The following is a 22,956-nucleotide window of genomic DNA, read 5'->3' as shown; positions in this document are numbered from 1 at the left end:
GGTTCACCATCCCGAGGCGGTGTAGACCACGGAGGTGACCGCCGGGTCGCCCCAGGCGAGTTCACGCAGCAGACTCAGCGCGCCTTCCTCGGGATCGATCAGGTCGATGCCCCGGCGGGCGTACTCCCGGCTCAGTTCCGCGCTGACCATCCCGCCGTGTACGGAGCCCGGCGCCCATGGGCCCCAGTGCACGGTCAGGCAGCGCACGCCGGTGTCGGCTGCCCAGCGGCCGCCGATCCGGTCGAGCGCGTCGTTGGCGGCGGCGTAGTCGCTCTGACCCCGGTTGCCGTACGCAGCCGCGATGCTGCCGAACAGCACCACGAAACGCGGGTCGGCACCGTCGCGCAGTGCGTCGAGCACCGTCACCGCGCCCTGCACCTTCGTCTGGAACACCCGGTCGAACGACGCGGGGTCCTTCTCGGCGATCAGCTTGTCCTCGATCCGGCCGGCCGCGTAGACCAGACCGTCGATGCGTCCCCGCTCGCCCTGGATCTCCTTGAGCAGTTGCCGGGTGGCGTCGGCGTCGGTGACGTCGAGGCTGTGGTAGCGCACCTGACTGCCGAGTTCCCGAAGCTCGTCCAGGGTCGCGCGGACCTCCCGGGCGGCGAGGATCGCGGTCGCCGCGCGATCGATCTCCGCCGGTGCCCGCATCCCCTGGGCCACCAGCGCGGCCCGCAGCGCCGGCTTGTCCGCAGCGGCGGCCAACGCCGGGGGTTCCGTCTCCTCCGGCAGCGGGGTCCGGCCGACCAGTTCGATGCGGCACCGGCTTGCGGCGGCCAGAGTGCGGGCGAACCAGGGGGTGATGCCTCGGGCACCGCCGACCAGCACCACCACCGAGTCCTGGTCCAGACCGATCGCCTGGGCCTCGGCGGCACCGTCACCGGCGGGCCCGGCACCGCCTGCGGCGAGCGGGCCGAGATCGACCGAGGTCAGGTCGACGGTCTGCCGCCCGGTCGTCGACCAGGTGACGATCGGGGTCTGCCCACCGCTGAGCAGTTCGGTGACCAGACCGGTGGCGAGACGGCTGTGGTCGGCGCCCGCCGGTACTTCCAGGTAGGTCGCCGAGACCTGCGGGTACTCACGGCTGATGGTGCGGAAAAGACCGGCGAACCCGTCGGTACGCGGACCTGCGGTGCCGGCGGCGACCAGCCACCGCACACCTGCGGCGAGGGCCTGCTTGATGAACGGGAAGATGCCGGGCAGCAGCGGTCCGCCGCTGTCGCTCAGCCCGTCCAGGATGATCACGCCGTCGTAGCCGGCCACCTGGTCCGCTCCGCCGGCGTGGATCGATCCGGTGGCACCTGCCGCGCCACGCTGGGCGAGCTGCTCGGCCAGCGGTGCCAGCGCCGGTGACCCTCCGGTGATCAGGAACCGGGCGCCGGCGAGGGCCTCGGGCGCGACGACCGCGCCGGTGGCCGGCACCGGCCGAGCGACGAGTCGACGGGGCGCGGTACCGCGGTCGGGGCCGGCAGGCACGGCAGCCGACGCTGCGGGAGCCGCCTCGGGTGCCTGGTCGGCCGCCATCTTCTCGGCCAGCCAAGCCACCATGGTCCGGACCGTCCGGGCCCGCACCAGATCCTCCAACTCCGACTCGTCACCATCCACCGACAACCGCAACCGGGTCGCCACCTCACCCGCGACCTCAGCCCGCTTGATCGAATCGATACTCAGATCCGCCTCAAGATCCAGATCCAACTCGATCAGATCCACCGGATACCCGGTCCGCTCACTCAACACCGCCAGGATCGCCTCCTGGAACTGCGCCACCTCCACCGACGGCACCGACGCCGGAACCGGTGCCGCAGCCGGCGTCGGCGTCGGCGCGGAGACCGCAGGTGCCGTGACGACAGGTGCCGGATCAGGTGCGGTCACCGGCGCCGGCGATGCGACGGCGGTGGGTGCAGCCGCCATCTTCTCGGCCAGCCAAGCCACCATGGTCCGGACCGTCCGGGCCCGCACCAGATCCTCCAACTCCGACTCGTCACCATCCACCGACAACCGCAACCGGGTCGCCACCTCACCCGCGACCTCAGCCCGCTTGATCGAATCGATACTCAGATCCGCCTCAAGATCCAGATCCAACTCGATCAGATCCACCGGATACCCGGTCCGCTCACTCAACACCGCCAGGATCGCCTCCTGGAACTGCGCCACCTCCACCGACGGCACCGACGCCGGAACCGGTGCCGCAGCCGGCGTCGGCGTCGGCACGGAGACCGCAGGTGCCGTGACGACAGGTGCCGTGACGACAGGTGCCGGATCAGGTGCGGTCACCGGCGCCGGCGATGCGACGGCGGTGGGTGCAGCCGCCATCTTCTCGGCCAGCCAAGCCACCATGGTCCGGACCGTCCGGGCCCGCACCAGATCCTCCAACTCCGACTCGTCACCATCCACCGACAACCGCAACCGGGTCGCCACCTCACCCGCGACCTCAGCCCGCTTGATCGAATCGATACTCAGATCCGCCTCAAGATCCAGATCCAACTCGATCAGATCCACCGGATACCCGGTCCGCTCACTCAACACCGCCAGGATCGCCTCCTGGAACTGCGCCACCTCCACCGACGGCACCGACGGCCGTACCGCGACCGTCGCGGTCACCGTCGCTGCCGTCGATACCAGGCCCGTAGGGGCCGCTACCGGCTTGGCGGCCACGGCCGGTACGGCGCTGCCGTGGACCGTCGTGACCGCGGCCACCTCCGCACGCGGCACCGCAGCGGGCTGGACGGCGGGTGCCGGTGGAGCCGAGCGGACCGCGGGTGCCGGCGGAGCCGACGAGACGGCAGGCGACGCCGGGATGGCCGGCACGTCCGGCACGTCCGTCACCGGGGGCGCGCTGGGCGGCACCACCACCTCGGGATAGCGGCTCGGCGCGGCGATCGCCGGCTGGGCAACCATCGACTGGTACGCCGCGGGTTCGACCCACCCGTTGCCGGCTGCCGGCCGCTCCCCGAAGTACGCCAGCAGCACGTCCCGCTGGGAGGCGATCAGGTCCCGACTCGTCCGCAGGAACTCGCTGATCAGTTCGTCGCGCCCGTCCCGGTAGCCGGCCATGGCGCCGGCGACGTGCCGGACACCGTCACCGGCGCCCAGAGGATGGCTGATCCCGTTGCCGTTGTCGGCCACGTGCGCGACGCCGTTGCCGTTACCGTTGCCGGCCACGTGCGTGACACCGTTGCCGTTACCGTTGCCGGCCACGTGCGTGACACCGTTGCCGTTACCGTCACCGGACACGTTGCCGTGAGCATGGCCGTTTCCGGCCTCGGTGGATGCAGTCATCGACAGCTCCTTGATTTGTCGGGGAGGCGTCATGCCGCCAGGCAGCGGCCGGCCGTGCTGGTCGCGTACCAGCTGCCCGTCGACCGTCCAGATCGGCCGGCTCGACGAGGCTGACGCGGTGACCTCGGCGATCCGGCGGCCACGGAACAGCCAGTCGGTCTGCACCGGGACACCGGCGCACGCCAGCTCGGCGAGGGTGGACAGGAAACCGCGCAGCCCGCCGGTGCGCCGTCCCTCGACGGCCACGGCCAGATGCGGCCGGTCGCCCAGTACGGCGTCGACCAGCCGACTGAGAACCTTGCCCGGGCCGGCCTCGACGAAGATCCGGGCGCCGGCGGCGTACATCGACTCGATCTCGTCGACGAACCGCACCGGCGCGGCGATCTGGCCGGCCAGCTCGTCGCGTACCGCCTCGGGGTTGGTCGGATAGCTGTCGGCCGTGCGGTTCGACCAGACCGGGAAAGCCGGCGCGGCCACCCGGTGCCCGGCCAGGACGGACCGGAAGGCCGGCACGCCGCCGGCCACTACCGGGCTGTGGAACGCGCAGGCCACCGGGATCGGCCGCGCTGAGACACCGCCCGCCTTGAGCGCGGTCACCGCCTGACGCACCGCCGAGGTGGGTCCGGAGATCACCACCTGCTGTGGCCCGTTGTGGTTGGCCAGGACGACCTCGTCGGACAGTCCCGCCGCTGACAGGACCTCGCTGATCCGGTCAGCGGTGGCGGCGACCGCCGCCATGGTGCCGGGATCGGTACCGGCCGCCGCGAGGATCGCCTCGGCCCGCTGCCGGCTCAGCGCCAGCAGGGTACGGTCGTCGAACGCGCCGGCGACGCAGAGGGCGACCAGTTCGCCGTAGCTGTGTCCGCCGGCCAGGTCGGGACGCACGTTGACCCGGCCGAGCAGGTGGTGCATGGCCAGCCCGCCGATTCCCAGCACCGGTTGTGCGACCCGGGTGTCGCGGACCCGCTCCTGCTGGCCACGGTCACCGTCGGGGTCGAAGGCGGCCGGTGGGAACAGCGGACCGGCCAGATCACGGCCGAGGTCGAGGAACCGGCGCAGCTCGGGGAAGGCCACGAACAGGTCGGCCAGAGCACCGGGCCGTTGGCTGCCCTGGCCCGGGAACAGGAACGCGACCTTGCCGCCGGTGTGGGTGGCGGCCGGCTGGTGCAGGCCGCTAGCCGGGTCGTGGTCGCCGTCGAGCGCCCGCCGCAGCAGGCCGGCGAGTTCGTCGAGGTCGCTGGCAACGACGGCGACCTGCACGGGGCCGGAGCGGGTCTCGCACTCGCGGGACTGGGCAGCGGCGAGGTCACGCAGCCGCCAGCGCCGGCCCATGGCGTCGCGGGTGTCGATGGTGGCCAGCAGCTGCCGGATGCCCGGCTGGGCACCGGCCCGGTCGCCGGCGCGGAAGCAGAACAGCTCGGCCGGCCAGTCGTCCCGGGCGTGCCGGGGCTCCGGGGCGTTGGGGTACGCGGCGAGCACCGCGTGGAAGTTGGTGCCGCCGAAGCCGAACGCGCTCACCCCGGCGATCCGCTCGGCCGCCGGCGTCGCCCACGGCCGGGCCTGGGTGTAGAAGGCGAACGGGCTGTGGTCGGGGTGCCAGGCCGGATTCGGCCGGGTCAGGTGCAGGGTCGGTGGGCGTACCCCGGTGTACAGCGCCAGCGATGCCTTGATCAGACCGGCGAGTCCGGCGACGCACTTGGTGTGGCCGATCTGCGACTTGACCGAGCCGAGGGTGCAGCTGCCCGGTGCCGCGCCGGCCTCGTTGAACACGGTGGTCAACGTCTCCAGCTCGGTGCGGTCACCGACGACGGTCCCGGTGCCGTGCGCCTCGATCAGGCCGACCTGCGCCGGGGACACCCCGGCCTGCCGGTACGCGCGGTCCAACGCCCGCCGCTGGCCGTCCGCCCGTGGTGCGGTCAGGCCGAGTGCCCGGCCGTCGCTGGAGCCGCCCAGGCCCTTGATCACCGCGTAGATCCGGTCCCCGTCCCGCTCGGCGTCGGACAGCCGCTTGAGCACGACGGCGGCAACGCCCTCGCCGAGCGCGATGCCGTCGCCGGTGCTGTCGAAGGACCGGCAGCGGCCGGTCGGCGACAGGGCGTGCGCCGAGGTGAACATCAGATAGTCGTTGATGCCGTTGTGCAGGTCCGCGCCACCGCAGATCATCAGATCGCTGCCGCCGGAGGCGAGTTCCTTGCAGGCCGCGTCCATGGCGGCCAGCGACGAGGCGCACGCCGCGTCGACCGTGTAGTTGGGTCCGCCGAGGTCGAGCCGGTTGGCGACCCGCCCGGCGATGACGTTGGCCAGGATGCCGGGGAACGAGTCCTCGGTCACCGTCGGCAGCTGGTCGGCCAGTTCCGCGGGGACGTCCGCCAGGTACGCCGGCAGCATCGTCCGCAGCGTCTGGGCGTGCCCCATGTCGCTGCCGGCCTCGGCACCGAAGATCACACCGGTCCGGGAGTGGTCGACACCGTCGCGACCGGGGGTGTAGCCGGCGTCGACCAGGGCGCGGTGTGAGACCTCCAGGGCCAGCAGCTGGGTCGGGTCGATGCTGGCCAACGCGGCGGGCGGGATCCCGTACGCGATGGCGTCGAAGGGCACCTCGGCGAGGAAACCGCCCCACTTGGAGACGCTGATCCGACCGGTCTGGCCGGGACCGACCTCGGGGGCGTAGTAGATGTCCGGGTTCCAACGGTGTGGCGGTACCTCGGTGACGGCGTCGACGCTGTCGAGCACCGTCCGCCAGAAGGCCGCCAGATCCGGCGAGTTCGGCAGCATGCAGGCCATCCCGACGACGGCGATGTCCAGCGGCGCGGCGTCCTGTTCCTGTGCCGGCGCGGCCCAGGCGTCGCGCAGCGCCCCGGCACGGCTCTGGTGGAAGGCCGCTGCCTGGTCGGTGACCGTACGGTGCAGCTCGGCCACGGTCGTCTCGCTGTCGCGCAGCACCGCGACCTGCCCGGCCATGAACAGCCCTTCGCTGAGCTGGGTGGCCTCGTCGACGTCGACCAGGGCGTCGCCGTCGCGTTTCTTGCCCTTGCTCGCGATCCGCAGCCGCCCGACGTTGAGCAGTTCGAGGTGCTCCCAGATCTGGCGGTTGGCCAGACCGGCCGACTCCAGCTCGACCCGCAGGGCATGGAAGTCGTCGACGAAGTCGCTGTGCAGACAGCGGGTGACGTGGCCAGGAGCGGTCTCCAGCAGCGCGGTACGGGTCGCCGAGCGGGCCATCCGGGAGAACGCCGGACGGATCGCGCCGTGGTCGACCGCCTCGTTGGTGAACAGGTAGGCGGTGCCCATCAGCACCCCGACCTGCACCCCGCGCCGGGTCAGTGGTGCCGCCATGGCGGCGACCATCGCCGCCGAGCGGTCGTCGTGGATGCCACCGGCGAAGAACACCTGCAGGTCGGCGGCCTGCTCGGCCGGGACGGCGTCGACATGTTCGGCGAGGACGGCCAGCTGCGCCTCCCACAGCGGGAAGCTGGCCCGTGGCCCGACATGACCGCCACATTCGGCGCCTTCGAAGATGAACCGCCGTGCCCCGGACCGTAGGAACTGCCGCAGCAGGCCGGGCGACGGCACGTGCAGGAAGGTACGGATCCCTTCCCGTTCCAGCTCCTTGGCCTGAGGCGGCCGCCCGCCAGCGATGATCGCGAACCCGGGGCGGACCCGCCTGATCACCTCCAGTTGCGCGGTGCGGATGTCGTCGGGGGCGAACCCGAGCACGCCGACACCCCACGGTCGGTCACCGAGGCGGGCGGCGGTCGCGGTGAGCATCTCCTCGGTACGCTCGGCGGTGGCCAGCGCCAGCGCGATGAACGGCAAGGCTCCGTCGGCGGCGACCGCCGCGGCGAAGCCGGCCTCGTCGCTGACCCGGGTCATCGGCCCTTGGGCGACCGGCACGCGCAACCCCAGGGCCCGGGCCAGGGGGCCGTCGGGTCGCAGCACGTCGGCGGCGGTGCCGTCGGTCACGGCCTCGACGATGGCGGCCCGCAGACCCCGTACGGCGGCGGCGCTGTCGGCCCAGCGTCGACGGAACTCGGCGGCGAGCCAGCCGTCCTGGCCGACGGGCAGCAGGTCGGCCCGGGGCGGCGTACCGGTCGTGCCGGGCCGCCGGGGGGTCCGGGCGACGCCCCGGAAGCCGTCGACCAGGACGGCCTCGGATCCGTCCATCCGGCGGATCGTGGCCATCACGTCCGTCGGCAGGTCTGATTCGGGCATCAGCGCGAGCTGGGTGTCCAGCACGACGCCGGCCGCGCCGCCGGCCACGCAGGCGGCGGCGGTGTGCGGACCGATGCCGCCCAGGGCCCAGACGGGTACGCCGAGGTCGGCCGCCACCAACTGTTGCACCAGGATGAAGGTGCTCAGCTCGCCGACCTCGCCGCCGGACTCCATGCCCCTGGCGATCAGGCCGTGCACGCCGGCCCCGACCGCCGCACGGGCGGCAGTGAGACTGGTCACTTCGGCGAGCACCCGGTAACGGGCCACCAGCTGGTCGAGGCGCCACGGCAGTTCGCCGGTGACCACCACCAGGTCGATCTGGCCGCCGGTGACCTGCTCGACCTGGTCGAGCGAGGCCAGGCAGTTGGCCGGTACACGGACCGCGACCGGCTCAGCGGACCAGGCGACGAGCTGGTCCAACGCCCGCATGGGGCGTGCCGACCCGTCAGCCAGGTCGAGCACGCCGATTCCGCCGCCCCGGCGCACCGCACCAGCGATGCGTGGGCTCGACTCGATGTGGCCGCACGGGTCGTAGGCGATCACCAGATCGCGCGGCTCGAGTGCAGTACTCATCAGACTCCCGCTCGGTGGGCAGTGGTCGGCGGATACTGTGCTGACCGCCGGAGAATCGTGTCGTCACGGCAGCCTGGAGCGAAGATTTTCCATCCCTGGATGTCACTCCTCGGAGAAACCTAGCGGCGTTCAGTTACGGCGGTGTGAATTCCCGCGACCAACAAACTGGATCTTGCGCGGTCAGTTTCGAGCCAACTGACCGAGAGCTGACCGACCGCAGCGACCAGTGAACACCAGCTGTCCATCATGGAACGTGCGGGCGACGGACACCGTCGGACAGCTGTCCGCACAGCCTCGCGCGTCAGTCGGATCACCCGAGACCCGGGTGTGCCGCCGGGTCGCCACCGCAACCGACTCCGCAGACCCGTCCCACCGCGTCGGTCCGGCCGGAGTCAGCACTGTGTCATCAGTCAGGACGATGTTTGTTCGCGTCGAGCATGGCGCGTGGCGCTGGCGCGACGGGGTGGTCGACCGGCAGCATGGCGGCGTGGCACAACCTTCCCCCCTCACCGAGGTGCGTCGAACTGCGGGCGCGATGCGCGACGCGGGCGAGCTACGTGGCGCGGTCGACTACCTGCATCGCGCGCTGACCGCCGGACGCGGCACCTTCGGCGACGACGACCCCGAGGTGCTGCGCACCGGCCACCTGCTTGCCAACCTGTACCGGACCCAGGGTGATCCGTCGGCGGCCCGCCGGGTGCTCGAGGAGACGTTGGCCGCTGGCGAACGCCGTCTCGGCGAGACCCATCCCGCCATCCTCGCCATCGCGTTCGACCTGGGCCTGGTCGCCGACGAGCTCGGCAACCGGCACGAGGCTCGCCGCAACATGAAGCGGGTCGCCAGCGTCGGCGCGGCGGTGCTCGGCGCCGACCACTGGCAGGTGACCGAGGCGCTGCGCCATCTCCGCCAGTGGTCGCCGGAGGCACCACCGGCACCGCCACCCGAGCAGCCACTGTCAGGTGGACAGGCACCGCCACCCGGACAGGTACCGCCACCCGGACAGGCACCGTCGGAGCCGCCCGTAGGGCTGCCCCGACCGGGTCACGCCCTCGCGCCGGCCGCGCCGGGCCAGCCGCTCGCGCTGCCACCCGACCCCGTCGCCGCCCCTGCGGCACCGAACGTCCGAGGCACGTCCGGCGTACCGGCCGTGGTGGCGATCGGCGCTGCGGCGGCCGCAGTGATCGCCGCCGTCGTCGTGGTCATGGTGGGGATGACGGTCCTGCTCGACCGGCAGACCAGCCCGGCCGGGACACCGCAAGGGTCTGACCCGGTGGACGCGGCGGCCGACCCACCGACCGGGGTACGGCTCGTCGACGACCGCACGGCCATCACGGTCAACTGGACCGATCCGACCGCCGGAACGGTGCCGTTCATCGTGGCCAGTGGTCGCAGCGGGCAGCAACTCGGTGCGTTGGCCACGGTTCCACCCGGCACGACGACGTTCACCGTCAACGGTCTGAATCCCGAAGCCGACTATTGCTTCGCGGTGCTGGCTGTCTACTCTGCCGACGAGTACCTACCGTCCGATCAGGTGTGCACGGGTCGCCAGAATCCGGACTGAGCGCCGGGATCCCCGGGCTGGCCTGCATGGACGTGAATGCCGTACGTATTCGGCGGACCGGGTCCGACAGTTGTCCACAGGGCGGGTGCGCGGGTTTTACGCATTGACCGCAGGGCCCATAGGATGGCCTGCGGCCAGCCTGGGTGTACGCGTCGTCCGACGTGATCGGCAGTGGCGACAGGGCAACGGCGGCCGACAATGGGGCACAACGGACGATCCGGCGACGTCACGGGAGGCGAGCGACTGTGTCGCGTACCGGCAGAGGCATCACGCAGGGCACTGCGGCGGCGGTCCGGCGGCCGCTGCGCGGCAGGGGCGCGCTGGTCACGATCGGTACGGTGACGGCCCTGATCGCCGGGATGGGTCTGACCGTGCTCGGGCTCGGCGCCGCCGACCACGCGGTCGCCGGCTACGACGCGAGTTCCTGGCTGTGGAGTTCCGCGCGCAGCGAGCTGGCCAGAGTCAACGGGCTGACCGGACGGGTCGACACCCGGGTGGAGGTCGCCGACTCCCGCAGCCATCAGATGCAGATCGTCCAGACCGACCAGTTCCTCGTCCTGCGCGACCTCGCGACCGGTCAGATCAGCTCCCTCAATCTCGCCACCCTGCAGATCAGCGCTACGACCCGCAGCACCACCGGCCTCGGTGTCAGCGTCGCCCTGCACGACGACGCGGCCTTCATCGTCGACGCGGTGCAGGGGGTGGTCCGTCAGATCGACCCGAGGTCGCTGCAGCCGGTCGGTGAACCGGTGCGCTACCCCCCGGGGATCACCGGCGGGTACTTCGACGGGGCCGGACGACTGTGGATCGGGGTGCCGAGCGAAGGCACCGTGTCGGCGATCACCGCCGCCCCGCTGCCGGAGGCGCCCGCGCAGGGCGCTCCGGCCACGGTCTTCGACTCCTCCCTGCCGGTGGCGACGCCGACGGCCCCGGACGCCACCACCGGGCTGCCCGGGCCCACCCTGGTCCGGACGGTCGCCGTCGCGCCGCCCCGCAACGAGCTCGCGTTGTCCGCACTCGACGACGGGGTCGCGGTGCTCAACCGCACGGCCGGCACGGTGACCCTGCTGCGCGGCGACACCACCCGCGAGGTCCGTCTGGACCTGCGGGGTCCGGGGATCATGCCGACCCGGTCCGCCGGCGATCAGCTCGTGGTGACCGTGCCGGAGCGACGTCGGGTGCTGATGATCGACCCCGCCGGCGCGGTCAGCGAGTTGACGGTGCCGGGCGAGGGCACGGCGTTGCGGGCCGCGGTCGCCTGGGCCGGCCGGATCTACTGTGCCGACGAACGCGCCCGTGAGGTCTACGCCTTCGACGCCTCCGGCGCGGCGTCGACGACGATCGGCATCCCCGAATCGGCCGGGCCGCTGGAGCTGGAGGTCCGGGAGAACCATCTGTTCATCAACGCGCCCGACGCGGCCACCGCCCGGGTCGTCACCGACCAGCACCAGGTGCACGAGGTCGACAAGTACGCCAACGACATCCTCGGCGGTGACCCGCCACCGGCGCCACCGCCACCGCCACCGCCGCCGGCACCGACGGTCGGCCCGCCGGGCGCCCCGCGCGACGTCACCGCCGCCGCCGGGGACACCACGGCGCGGATCACCTGGCGCGCGGCGCCGGACAACGGCGCGAGCATCCTGCGGTACGTGATCACCGGTGCTGGAACCACCGTCGAGGTCGGTGCCAACCAGCGGTCGTTCGACGTCACCGGGCTGACCAACGGCGAGACCTACCGGTTCTCCGTACACGCGGTCAACGCCGAAGGCGTCGGCCCGCGCCGGGAGTCCAATCCGGTCGTGCCCACCGCTGCGGTTCCCGACGCCCCGACCAGTGTCACAGCCGAGGCCCGCCCGGACGGTTCGGTCCTGGTGAGCTGGCCGGCCGCCGACGGTCAGGGCAACACCGTCACCGGGTACGCGGTCACCGCCGTGTCCGCGCAGGCCGACGCACCGGCTGGCGACGCCGACGGCACCGAACTGGTCGTCGCGCCCGGCACCCTCGACTACGGCACGCAGTACGCGTTCACCGTCGTCGCCGTCACTGACCAGGGTGCCCACTCGACGGCATCGCCGCTGAGCAACTCGGTCGTGCCGTTCACGGTTCCCGGTGAACCGGGGGTGGTGACCGCCACCACCGTCGCCGACCAGCGCGGCGCGATCCGGGTCGGCTGGCAGCCGGCGGCCGGCAACGGCCGTCCGGTGACCGGGTACGTCGTGGTCGCCGGGGACCGACGCACCGACGTCGCCGACGGCACCGGGGTCACCGTCACCGGGCTCGGCGACGGTGCCGACGTTCCGGTGTCGGTCCACGCGGTCAACGAGGCCGGCGACGGACCGGCGGTCACCACCACCGCCCGGACCGTCGCACCGCCGAAGGTCACCGTCACCGGGGCCACCGCCGACACCAACTCGGTGACCCTGGCCTTCACCGTCGACGCCGGCGGCGGGCAGCCGAGCTGCAGTGCCGGGGTCGACGGCGGGCAGACCGTCACCGGCGGGTGCGACAGCATCCGGGTGACCGGGCTGTGGCCGGGGCGGTCGTACACCCTCACCGTCCGCGCCAGCAACGCCGCCGGCACCGGCACCGCCAACCACACCCGGGCGACGGCCGCCCTGCAGGGGACCGCTACCTGTGTCAACGGACCGGACGGCGAACAGCGCACGTACTGCGACTCCGACGTGGCCGGTCGCAACGGCAACGAGATCTTCTCCGTGCCGGAGCAGGACAACGATCGTCAGGTGGGTTGGGTACCCAACGGCACCCGGCTGACCGCGCTGTGCCGGCGCTCCGGTGAGCATGTCGACGCCTGGATCTACAACGGGAACAAGGCCAGCACCTGGTGGATCCGGGTCGAGTACTCCGGCCAGAACTACATCCCATGGGCCTGGCTGAACCTGGCCGGCGGCGACAACCTGAACGCTCTGCCCACCTGCTGACCACCCGGCCAGGGTGGTCCGGTCGGCCCGCCCTGGCCCAGCACGCCCAGCCGGTCACCCGACCGGCCACGATCCGCTCGGCGAGGAGAACGACCCCGTGACCGCGACCGCACCCTTGACCCCGTCCGAGGTGGCCGGCTTCGCCTCGGTCGCCACCCGCCTCGCCAACCGGATCGCCACCGTGGTGCTGGGCAAGCCCGAGGTGGTCCGGCTCGCGTTGACGGCCCTGTTCGCCCAGGGGCACGTGCTGCTGGAGGACGTACCGGGAGTGGGCAAGACGACGCTGGCCCGGGCGATCGCCGCCACGGTGCACGGCCACTGGCGGCGCATCCAGTTCACCCCCGACCTCCTGCCGGCCGACGTGTCCGGGGTGACGATCTTCAACCAGTCGACCCAGGGTTTCGAGTTCCACCCGGGGCCGGTGTTCGCCAACATCGTCATCGCCGACGAGATCAACCGGGCCTCCCCGAAGACCCAGTCCGCGCTGCTGGAGGTGATGGAGGAACGGACGGTCACCGTCGACGGGGTACGGCACGCCGTCCCCCGGCCGTTCCTCGTCGTCGCCACCCAGAACCCGGTCGAGATGGATGGCACGTACCGGCTGCCGGAGGCGCAACTGGACCGTTTCCTCGTCCGGCTGTCGGTGGGCTATCCGGACGAGCAGACCGAGATCGAGGTGCTCCGTGGGGCCACGCTGCGCTCCCCCGATGCGCTGGAGGCGGTCACCGACACCGCCACCGTCGGTGAGCTGATTCGGTTGGCCCAGCGGGTGCACATCGCCGACCCGCTCTACGGGTACGCCGTCCGGCTGGCCACCGCCACCCGGTCGCATCCTCAGGTCCGGGTGGGGGTCAGTCCACGGGGGGTGATCGCGTTGACCCGTGCCGCGTGCGCGTACGCGCTCGTCAACGGGCGCGGCTTCGTCCTGCCGGAGGATCTCAAGGCACTGGTGGAGCCGGTGTTCGCCCATCGGCTGCTGCTCACCGCCGACGCCCAACTGCGGGGCGTCACCGCCGCCGAGGTGCTCGCCGAGGCGATCCGCGCGGTACCGGTGCCGCTGCCCTCGGGTCAGCCCGCGCCGACGCCGGTCTGAGCCCGGCCGCCATGACCGTCACGTCCCGCTGTCTCGGCCTCGGCGTCGCATCGGCGCTGCTCACCGCCGTCGGCTCTGTGCTCGGTTACGCCGAGCTGGTGCTGCTGGGCACCGCCGGGCTGGTCGTGATCGGCTACGCCGCCGGCGCCGTGTCCTGGCAGCCGCGTCTGGCGGTACGCCGCAGCGTGCAGCCGGACCGGGTGAACCGGGGCGAGGAGTGTGTGGCGACCCTGGTGGTCGACAACCAGCGCCGCTGGGGGTCGGCGAGTCTGCTCGCCGAGGAGCGCTGCGGACCGCGCTGGCTCACGGTGCCGCTGGTCAGACTCCGGCCCGGGGCGCAGACGACGGTGCGCTACACCGTGCCGACCGACCGGCGCGCGGTGCTGACGGTCGGCCCGCTGCGGGTGTCGCGCCGGGATCCGTTCGGGCTGGTCACTCTGGCCCGTCGGTACGGCGACCCGGTCCAGGTGTGGGTCCGGCCGCAGGTGCACCCGTTGCGGGCGGTGCCGGCCGGGGTCGCCCGCAGCCTCGACGGGCAGATCGACCGGGTCCCGCACGGCAGCATCACCTTCGACTCGTTGCGGGAGTACGTCGTCGGCGACGAGCTCCGCCGGGTCCACTGGCGCACCAGTGCCCGGATCGGCCAGCTGATGGTGCGTGAGCAGGTGGACACCAGCCTGCCCCGGCTGGTGGTGCTGCTGGACAACCGGACGCTCGCTCACCCGGACAGCACCAGCGACGGTTCGCTGACCTTCGAGGCGGCCTGCGAGGCCGCCGCGTCGGTCGTCGACGCCGCGATCCGGGCGGAACTGCCGGTGCTGCTGCGGATGGTGGTGGACCAGCCGCCCGTCGACGGCCACCCGCTGGACAGGTTGGCCGCAGTTACGTTGGCCCCGGCCGGGCGCCTCGTCGGGCCCGACCCGGTCCGGCAGGTCTGCGACCAGCTGCGTCAGCAACGGCCGGGCGACACACTGGTCTACCTGACCGGTGCCGGCGACGGCGAGGCCGTCGCGCGGGTCGGGGCCCTGAAGGCGGTGTTCCCGGTGGTGCTGGTCGGTCGGATCACGGGTACGGCGGACCCGGTAGCCGGAGCCGGCACGGTGCCGCTCGCCGGCGTCCTGGTCGTCGACGCCGCCGACGGTGCCGAGTTCGCCGCCGGCTGGGACGCGGTGGGTGCCCGGTGAACGGTGTCCGGCGCAGAGGTGTGGTCGATCGGCTGGCGGTGCCGGCGGTGCTGATCGTGCTGATCGGGTGCGCGGCGGCCCTGCTCGGGCGGATCTACGACGGGCCGACGGCCGCCTGGCTCGTCGCCGGGGCCGGCGGGAGCGCCGTCGTGGTCGGCACGGCGGCCCGGCGACTGCCGAACTGGCAGGTGGCTCCGCTGTCGGTGGTGTCGATGGCTGGCTACCTGCTGGCCGCCGGTTGGTGGACGGCACGTCGGTCCGAGCTGCCCGGTCCGGTGTCGGCGCTGCTGGCCGAGGCAGCGGTCAACGGTGTCCCCCGGCTGTTGACCGCGATGATCCCGATGGAGCCGGTGCCGGACACGGTGCTGGTGCCGATCGTCGCCAGCTGGCTCGCCGGTTTCACCGCGACCGAGCTCGCGGTCCGGGGTCGGCGGATGCTGCTCGGCTGTCTGCCACCGGTGGTGCTCTTCGGCGCCGCCGTGTTCGTCGTCGGCCCGAACGCCGAGCCGGCGCACTGGCCGGCGGTCGGCTTCATCGCGGCGACGGCGCTCGGCCTGGCTCTCACCGCCGAGGCGCGCGACGGTGGGACGGCGGCGGCGCGGGCAGGCGTCGCGTCGGCGTCGGGCGAGGGCCGGCCGACGCCGACGAGGGTCGGCGCGCTGCGGCTGCGTTCGGCGGTGCTGTCCGCCGCCGGCGCCGGTGCGGTGCTGCTCGTGGTGGCGCTGACCGCCCCGGTGCTGGTCGCCCGGATCTCCACCACCGGCGTCGATCCCCGGCGCTACGTCACCCCACCGCAGGTGGACAGTCTCGACGAGAATCCGTTGAGCCGGATCTCCGGCTGGGCACTCAACCCGGACCAGCCGTTGTTCGACGTACAGGTCACCGTCGGCGGCGACAGCGGCGAGGTGCCGGGCGGGCCGGCGGTGCAGGCCGGCCCGGCACGCCTACGGCTGGCGGTGCTGCACGACTACGACGGGGTGACCTGGCGGGTCGGTGGCACCTACCGCAACGCCGGCCGGGTCCTGCCGGAGTCCCCGTCGGACCCGATCACGCTGGCGGACGCCGAGAGTCGGCCGGTCCACCAGCGGATCACCGTCGCGCAGCTGACCGGTCGGCTGCTGCCCGCGATGCCGACGCCGTCACGGGTGGACGGGATCCGGATCGCCTACGACGCGTCCAGCGGCACCCTGCTGCACCCGGAAGGGCTCGCCGCCGGGGTGACCTACGAGGTCGAGTCGGTGCCGCCACGGCCGGCGCTGAACACGTTGACCACGGCCGACGTACCCTCCGGAGAGTCGGTGGCGCGGGTGCTGCGGGTCGCCGACGGCGTACCAGCCGACATCAGCCGGCTGGCCCGGCAGCTCGCCGAGGACAACGGCGCACCGTATCAGCGTGCGCTGGCCGCCGAACAGTTCCTCGCCGAGCACTACCGGCTGGTCGCCGACGCGCCGAGCGGGCACGCGTACCCGAATCTGGGCTTCTTCCTGCTCGGCCCGCGCGATGCCGGCGGCCAACGTGGCACTTCTGAGCAGTTCGCCACCGCGTACGCCCTGCTCGGTCGGCTGATGGGTCTGCCGACCCGGGTCGTCGTCGGGTTCGTGGGGCCGCCCGGGGGCGGGACGGTGCAGGGTGTGCACGCGGTCGCCTGGCCGGAGGTGTTGTTCGCCGGTGTCGGTTGGGTACCGTTCGATCCGCTGCCCCGACCGGACACCACCCCCCGCCCGGTCGAGGAGGATTTCCGGCCGGCACCGGTCGAGTCGACGCCGCCGGTGGAGCCGACGTCGCTGCCCGAGGTCGACGCGGCGCCCACTCCCCCGTCGGCGGCGGCCGGCGGGCCGCCCCCCGCGCGTGGCGACGGATGGCTGATCGCCACCGTCGGCGGCGTCATCGTCGCCACGGTCGCCGGCGGGACCGTCGCGCTGCTGGCGCTGCGCCGCCGGCAGCGGCGGCACCGGTTGGCAGTCGGGGCACCGGCCGACCGGATCGCCGGTGCCTGGCTGGAGGTGGTCGACGCCCTGCGGCTCGCCGGTCATCCGGCCGGCGCGCATCTGTCCGCCAGTGAGGTGACCCGGCACAGCGGGTCGCTGCCGGGCGGGCCGCTGCCGAACCTGGCGCCGCTCGCCGAAGTGGTGAATCTCGCCACGTTCGCGCCCGGGCAGGCCGACCAGACGCAGGCGGCCCAGGCCGGGACGTACGCCACCGAGTACGTGACAGCGTTGCGGTCGCGCCGCCCGTGGTGGCGACGGATCCTCTGGTCGCTGCATCCGGGGCCGTTGCGCTGGCACCGACGAGGGTCGCCGACGTACCGGCGCGGTCACCACTGACGTTAGGCTTACCTAAGCGTTGGTGGGCGGGAGGCGGAACGATGACCGCAACGTCGGAGGACACCCGGACAGAGTCGTTGGCACAGCTGCTCGGCGGTCGGCGGGGCGCGATCGACGCGACCGCGCCGCCGGTGGCGTTCGGGCTCGGGTGGGCGCTGGGTGGGCAGTCGATCTGGATCGGCGTCATCGCGGCGGTCGCGACCGGTGTGCTGATCGCGGCCCTGCGGCTGCGCCGTGACGACCGGCCCCGCTCCGTACTGATCGGGCTGCTCGCGGTCTGCGTGGCGGCGATCATCGCGCTCTACACCGGCCGGGCCACCGATTTCTTCCTGCTGCAGGTGCTGTCCAACGCGGCGAGCGCGCTGGTCTGGATGGTCAGCATCGTGGTGCGCTGGCCGTTGCTGGGTGTGGTGGTCGGTGGGGTGCTGGGCCAGCGCGGCCGGTGGCGACGCGACCCGGAGCTGCTGCGGGCGTACGGTCGCGGCAGCTGGGTGTGGGTCGGTCAGTACGTCGTTCGGGTCGCGGTCTTCGTCCCGCTCTACCTCGCCGACCAGGTCATGGCGTTGGTGGTCGCCCGGGCCGGGTTGAGCTGGCCGCTGGTCGCCACCTGCCTGGCAGTGAGCTGGTGGGTGGTCCGCCGGTCGCTGCCGGCCACGCACCCTGGACTGCGTCACCCCCGGTCCGGTGCGGTGTCCCCCGCTGACTCGTCGCCGGCCACGGCACCGGTCACGACACCCCGGCCGGCCCGGCAGCCGGCCGCCGAGATCGACACCGCCGACGGTGCTTCCCGGCCGGGCACCTGACGCTGCCCCCGACCAGGGCTCGGGCGATGTTGCCCCACTGACCGGTCCAGGGACCGGGCCGCCCGGGTGCCGGCACCGGACCGTCCGGCGAGGACCGGTCGGCCGATCTGCGGATGCCGACAGGCTCGCCGCCTGAACCACCGCCCCACGGGTGTGACTAGAGTGACGTCGCTGTCCCAATGTCCCTGTCCGAGGAGGCCGGCGTTTCGTGGCCGAGAAACCCGCTGACCCCGCTGGTGCCGCTGGACGCGGTGGCCCGGCCGCGGAAGGTGCCCTCGCTCAACCGACGGTCGAGCTGAACGTGCTCGGCGGCCGGGTGGCCGCCGGGGGCTACGACGAGCCGACGGCCGAACAACCGATCGTCCGCCGGCCGGGCGGTCCACCGCAGCGGCAGGGTGGTCCGGAGGACCGTGCGGCTGACGGGCTCAACGAGCCGACCGTGGAGCAGCCGGTCGTCCGACCCAGGTCCGCGCCGGCGGCGAACCGTTCGGCCTCGCCGGCCCCTGCAGCCGCGTCGGCCGACCCACCGCCGGCACCACAACCGGCGCCGCCGGCACCACAACCGGTGCCTGAGCCGGAGCCGGTGGGCGTCACCACCGCAGCAGCCCCGACCCCGGCCCCTGCACCGGCCCCGGCGGGCGCGTCGAGCCGGCCGATGCCGACAGCACCACCGGACGAGCCGGACCGGTTCATCGCGGTGGTCCGGCGGTACGGGTGGGTGGCGGCGGCGGGCGCGGTCGCGACGGTGGTGCTGCTCTGCTCGGCGCCATTCGTGTCCGGCAGCGGACTGACCTGGACTCCGGCGGACTCGTCGCTGACCCCGTCGCCACCGGTACCGACGGTCAGCGAGTCCGCACCGCCGCCGACCCCGCAGACGACTGAGGTGTCACCGGCGGCTGGGGCGGGCCGCGACGGCGAACCGGCGGCACCGGCGGGTGACCCGCAGGGCGTCGCCCGGCCGCCGTCGTCGGCGGCCCCTCCTGTGGCGCCGACTCTGGTGCCCACGCCGCCGCCGACCAGTGCGGCTCCCCCGGCGGCCGCGCCGGTGCGGCTCGGCCCCGACAGCGACGACGATCTGCGCCGGATGCTCGACGACTACTGCAAGCAGCGCTTCGGCGGCCCGTGGATGGCCTGGCCCAGGAGCTGGCCGGGGTCCGGCAACGACTGGGAGTGTGTCCGGCCGTGGACCAGTGACGACCGCGACCTCGACGTCGGTCAGGCCTGCGTGACGCGGTACGGGGAACCGGCGTACGCCGAGGCCGGTGACCGCCGGGATCCGTTCAGCTGGCGCTGTTACCGGCGCTGACGCGAGGTTTCCGACGGCTGCCTGCCGGCGTGTCGTCCACACGAAGGTGTGGTGGGCCGACCGGGACCGCTGCGTTGTCCAGTCCCGGCCGACCCACCACGGGCGGGCCTGACCGTGGGAATCAGGCCGTCTGCGGGCGGTCCTGGCGCTCCGTCACCGGAGTGCCCGACCGCGAGTGGGGCGGATGGTATGCGGTGATGCGGTGATGCGGTGATGCGGTGATGCGGTGATGCGGTGGTGAGGTGTCCGGGTGGGCGGGGCCGGCCGCCCACCCGGACACCGGTCCATCAGTTGTCCGGGAACAGCAGGGCGAAGTCCGCGTAGGCCATCGCCAGGTCCGCCTGTGCCCAGAACCGGTGGTACTCGAACTGCGGTTCCGGTCCACCGTTGAGGTACGCCTCGACCTTGGGCCAGTCGGGGTCGTCCTTGTAGAAGGACCGGATGTCGAGGAAGCTCTTGCCCGGCTCGATCACGTCACCGTTGGGCATGGTCCCGGACCAGCCGTTCGGGATGTACAGGCCCTGCCCGGTGGAGGCGTTGTAGACGTCGTCGAAGCGGCGGTAGTCGCCACGGGTCTCCACCGTGGTGACACCCTTGGGGCCGGCGTTGGCGTGCAACGCGTCCAGCAGGCCCTTGGCGGTGTCCCGGGCGGCGGTGTTACCCGACCGCGCCGCGTACCACATCAGGGTCCGGGCGTAGGCGGAGGCGACACCGACGTCCTGCCCGTAGCCGACGACCTCGACGCGCAGGTTGTTGTTGGCGCCGGGGTTGGTCGCGTTCCAGGTGTCCGGCGCGCCGCTCCACTCCATGGTCGACGGGATGGAGAAGTCCCCGCCGGTGCCGATGTCGGTGTGCGAGATGGCCCACGGCACCCACTTGTCCAGGATCTGCTTGGCGCGGGCGTCACCGGTGACGTGGTAGACCTCGGCGACCCGCTGCAGGGACCAGACCTGCATGCCGAACCACTCGTTGCTGCCCGGGTCGTGGTAGACCGGGTGCTCCGTGTAGTACATGCCGTAGAAGGTCGGGGTGCCGGCCGGCGGCTGGGCGTAGGAGCCGTTCCAGCTGTTGGTGGCACCACCGGCGATCGCGCCGTCAGCGGACTGCAGCCACTGGTAGAACTCCATCTGCCGGTTGAAGCTCTGCGTCCAGTCCTGGTTCGCCGTGGCACCACGCGGGCGCAGCTCGGGCACGTTGGTCAGCGCCCAGGCGGCGAACGGGTTCTGGTAGCCGAAGTGGTTGTGGCTGGATCCGATCCGCCACGACCACGCCGCCGAGGTGTCGGTGGCACCACCCCAGGCGTAGTACCAGGACATCAGGTAGTGCGCCGAGTCCTTGCCGGTGCCGGCCGGGCAGGTGGAAGCGCCGACGCAGTTGCCGATCCGCTTGAAGTACTTGTCGAACATCGCGTACCGCAGGTAGTCACCCATCCGGGCGGCCTTGGCCACGGTCGCCGCGACGTCGGCCTGCTTACCCTGCTCACGGGCCCAGATCAGTGCCCAGTAGGCGGCCTGGATCGCGCGGGCGTCGGCGTCCGGGGCGTTGGTGTACTTCCACTGCGACGCCGGGGCGTTGTCCTCGGCCACGAACAGGTCGAGGTAGCCGTTCGGGCCGCCGTGGGCCTTGGTGTCACAGGACGGCTGCGGGACGGTCTCCCAGACCGACTCCTGCGGGCCACGCTGGAAGGTGTTGATGTACGCCGGCCGGCTGGTGCCGTCGCCACAGCGACCGAAGCCGTAGACGTTGTCGACGTCGAGCAGCCAGTGCATGCCGTAGATCTGTCCCGTGCCGTACGCCGACTGCAGCTCGTTGCGCAGCGGGTCGACGCCGACCGGTACGTTCTGGTCCAGTCGGGACGGGTACTGGTTCGGCTGCAGGTACTCGGCGGCGTACTGCGGGGTGCCGGCGACGCCAGCGGTGGGCTGGTCCGCCGTGCCGGGGATGATGTACCGCTCCATCACCGTCCAGGCGTTGTTGAACGGTGCCCAGTTCTCGGTGACCCGACCGTAGCTGGCCTCCAGCCAGATCCAGAAGCTGAACGCCTCGGAGGTGGTCTCGTGGCCATGGTCCGGTGCCTCGACGATCAACGTCTCGATCGAGTGGTACGGCACACCCTCGGGGCTGAAGTACCCGGAGTTCTTGATCTTGCCGTACTGCTCCAGGAAGCGCTCGATGTAGTCGTTGTCACCACCGGTCGAGTCGTTGTCCATCTCGGTGACCACGATGGACAGGGGAGCGATTCCGCTCGCCGACGCGGTGATCGTGGCCGTACCACTGACCGTGTCCTCGTCCTCGGCGGCCGACACGGTGACCGTCGCCCCGGTGTTCCAGTTGCTCGGGGTGAGGGTGACCGACGACGGGGACCGGGTGATGCTGCTGTCACCGGCGATGGCCAGGGTGACCGGCACGTTGGCGGTCGGCGCCGAACTCAGCCGCAGGTTGAAGGTGGAGCTGCCGCCTTCGTCCACGCTGACCGACGACGGGGTCGCGACCAATGTCGGGCCGGGGTTGGCCTGGCCGACGGTGAAGGCCCGCTCGGCCGTCGCGGAGGCGCCGGCGTTGTCGTAGGCCCGGGCCTGGACCGTGTAGCTGCCGGCGGGCAGGTCCTCCAGGACGTACTGGTACGGGCTGGTGGTGTCGGTGTTGACCAGCAGGCCGTTGCGGTAGAACTCGACCCGGTCGATGGTGCCGTCGGGGTCGCTCGCGGTCGCGGTCAGCGGCACGTCGGCGGGGGCGGTGAAGGGTCCTGACGGGACGGTCAGGCCGACTGTCGGTGGCTGGTTCTGCTGGGCGCCGTTGCAGGTCACACCATTGATGGAGAACGAGGTCGGCTTGGGGTTCGACCCGGTGTGGCTACCGTTGAAGCCGATGTTGGTCGACTGGCCGGTGGCGAGATTGCCGTTCCAGCCGGCGTTGGTGGCGGTCACCACGTTGCCGGACTGCGTCCAGTTGGCCGACCAGCCCTGTGTCACCCGCTGGCCACCGGGGAAGGTGAACCGCAGGGTCCAGCCGGTCAGCGGGTCGCCAAGGTTCTCGATCGTCACGTTGGCGGTGAAGCCGTTGTTCCAGTCGTTGGTCGCATAGACGACGTTGCAGGCGGTGGCCGCGTTGGCGACGCCGGGGACGACGGCGACACCTCCGACGACCATCGCGCCGGCGGCCAGCATCGCCAGCCGTCGTCTCGTAGCGGTCAATCTCATGTGCGGGGTTCTCCTCGCGAACCAGGCCGAGACAGTGGGGGTACGGCTCGGCTTGGCGCCTGATGCGCGGTGGGCGATGTCGTGGAGCAGCGCGTGGGACGCATGGCGCCGGATTGGTTGGTGGCTCCCGTCCCGGACCGGGGTCGACGTACGGCCGGAAGCGCCTCACCGGCGGCTCCGGAACATGTACCTGGTGTGCCGTACCGACGTGACGTCGGATGCCCTCGGCTACCCCTGTCGCGCGGTCTGCTGGCTCCCACCGCGATGGTCGACAGTGTTACATGGGAGCGCTCCCGCAGCAAGTGGCAACATCGACGATCCGGCCGCCGGACGTGGATCCCGCCGGTCCGAGCTGGGCGTTCGCCACCCAGGCGGACGCCGGCCACCCCCACCACACACGCCACCGACATGTTTCGATCTCGTTTTGGGTCTTTCACAAACCCGTGACGGGGACTACAGTCCAAAACCAACGTCGATGGGAG

General features: G+C 72.3%; 9 protein-coding genes. 7 read left to right on the top strand and 2 right to left on the bottom strand.

What is annotated here, in order from left to right:
- Nucleotides 1-3: 3 nt before the first annotated feature.
- Complete coding sequence (locus O7623_RS02115; protein WP_282226877.1) at nucleotides 4-8,064, bottom strand: type I polyketide synthase; 8,061 nt, start codon at nucleotides 8,062-8,064, stop codon at nucleotides 4-6.
- A 487-nt stretch (nucleotides 8,065-8,551) separates the two neighbouring features.
- Here O7623_RS02115 and O7623_RS02110 point away from each other — a divergent pair, with 487 nt between their 5' ends.
- The 7 genes from O7623_RS02110 to O7623_RS02080 all read left to right on the top strand — a co-directional run bounded on the left by O7623_RS02110 (nucleotide 8,552) and on the right by O7623_RS02080 (nucleotide 19,274).
- Nucleotides 8,552-9,625: a tetratricopeptide repeat protein gene (locus tag O7623_RS02110; protein WP_282226876.1), complete on the top strand. Its 1,074-nt coding sequence runs from the start codon at nucleotides 8,552-8,554 to the stop codon at nucleotides 9,623-9,625.
- Nucleotides 9,626-9,891: 266 nt separating this feature from the next.
- Nucleotides 9,892-12,564, top strand: coding sequence for a fibronectin type III domain-containing protein (locus tag O7623_RS02105; RefSeq protein ID WP_282229288.1), 2,673 nt, complete (start codon nucleotides 9,892-9,894; stop codon nucleotides 12,562-12,564).
- Between the two features lie 97 nt (nucleotides 12,565-12,661).
- Nucleotides 12,662-13,657, top strand: a complete 996-nt coding sequence (locus O7623_RS02100) for a MoxR family ATPase (protein WP_282226875.1) — start codon at nucleotides 12,662-12,664, stop codon at nucleotides 13,655-13,657.
- An 11-nt stretch (nucleotides 13,658-13,668) separates the two neighbouring features.
- Nucleotides 13,669-14,841 (top strand): DUF58 domain-containing protein, encoded by a 1,173-nt coding sequence (locus tag O7623_RS02095; RefSeq protein ID WP_282226874.1) that lies wholly within the window; start codon nucleotides 13,669-13,671, stop codon nucleotides 14,839-14,841.
- Nucleotides 14,838-17,165 carry a DUF3488 and transglutaminase-like domain-containing protein gene (locus O7623_RS02090; RefSeq protein ID WP_282226873.1) on the top strand — a complete coding sequence of 776 codons (2,328 nt, stop codon included), beginning with the start codon at nucleotides 14,838-14,840 and terminating at the stop codon, nucleotides 17,163-17,165. Before O7623_RS02095 ends, O7623_RS02090 begins: the two co-directional genes overlap by 4 nt.
- Before the next feature lie 41 nt (nucleotides 17,166-17,206).
- Complete coding sequence (locus O7623_RS02085) at nucleotides 17,207-17,968, top strand: DUF3159 domain-containing protein (RefSeq protein WP_282226872.1); 762 nt, start codon at nucleotides 17,207-17,209, stop codon at nucleotides 17,966-17,968.
- A gap of 208 nt (nucleotides 17,969-18,176) precedes the next feature.
- Nucleotides 18,177-19,274 (top strand): hypothetical protein, encoded by a 1,098-nt coding sequence (locus O7623_RS02080; protein WP_282226871.1) that lies wholly within the window; start codon nucleotides 18,177-18,179, stop codon nucleotides 19,272-19,274.
- Nucleotides 19,275-19,561: 287 nt separating this feature from the next.
- Here O7623_RS02080 and O7623_RS02075 read toward each other — a convergent pair whose 3' ends face one another.
- A complete protein-coding gene (locus O7623_RS02075; RefSeq protein WP_282226870.1) occupies nucleotides 19,562-22,474 on the bottom strand; it encodes a glycoside hydrolase family 48 protein in 2,913 nt (970 codons plus the stop codon).
- Nucleotides 22,475-22,956 lie beyond the last annotated feature (482 nt).

The sequence above is a fragment of the Solwaraspora sp. WMMD791 genome (assembly GCF_029581195.1).
Lineage (GTDB): Bacteria > Actinomycetota > Actinomycetes > Mycobacteriales > Micromonosporaceae > Micromonospora_E.
This window is presented reverse-complemented; position numbering and strand designations above follow the sequence as displayed.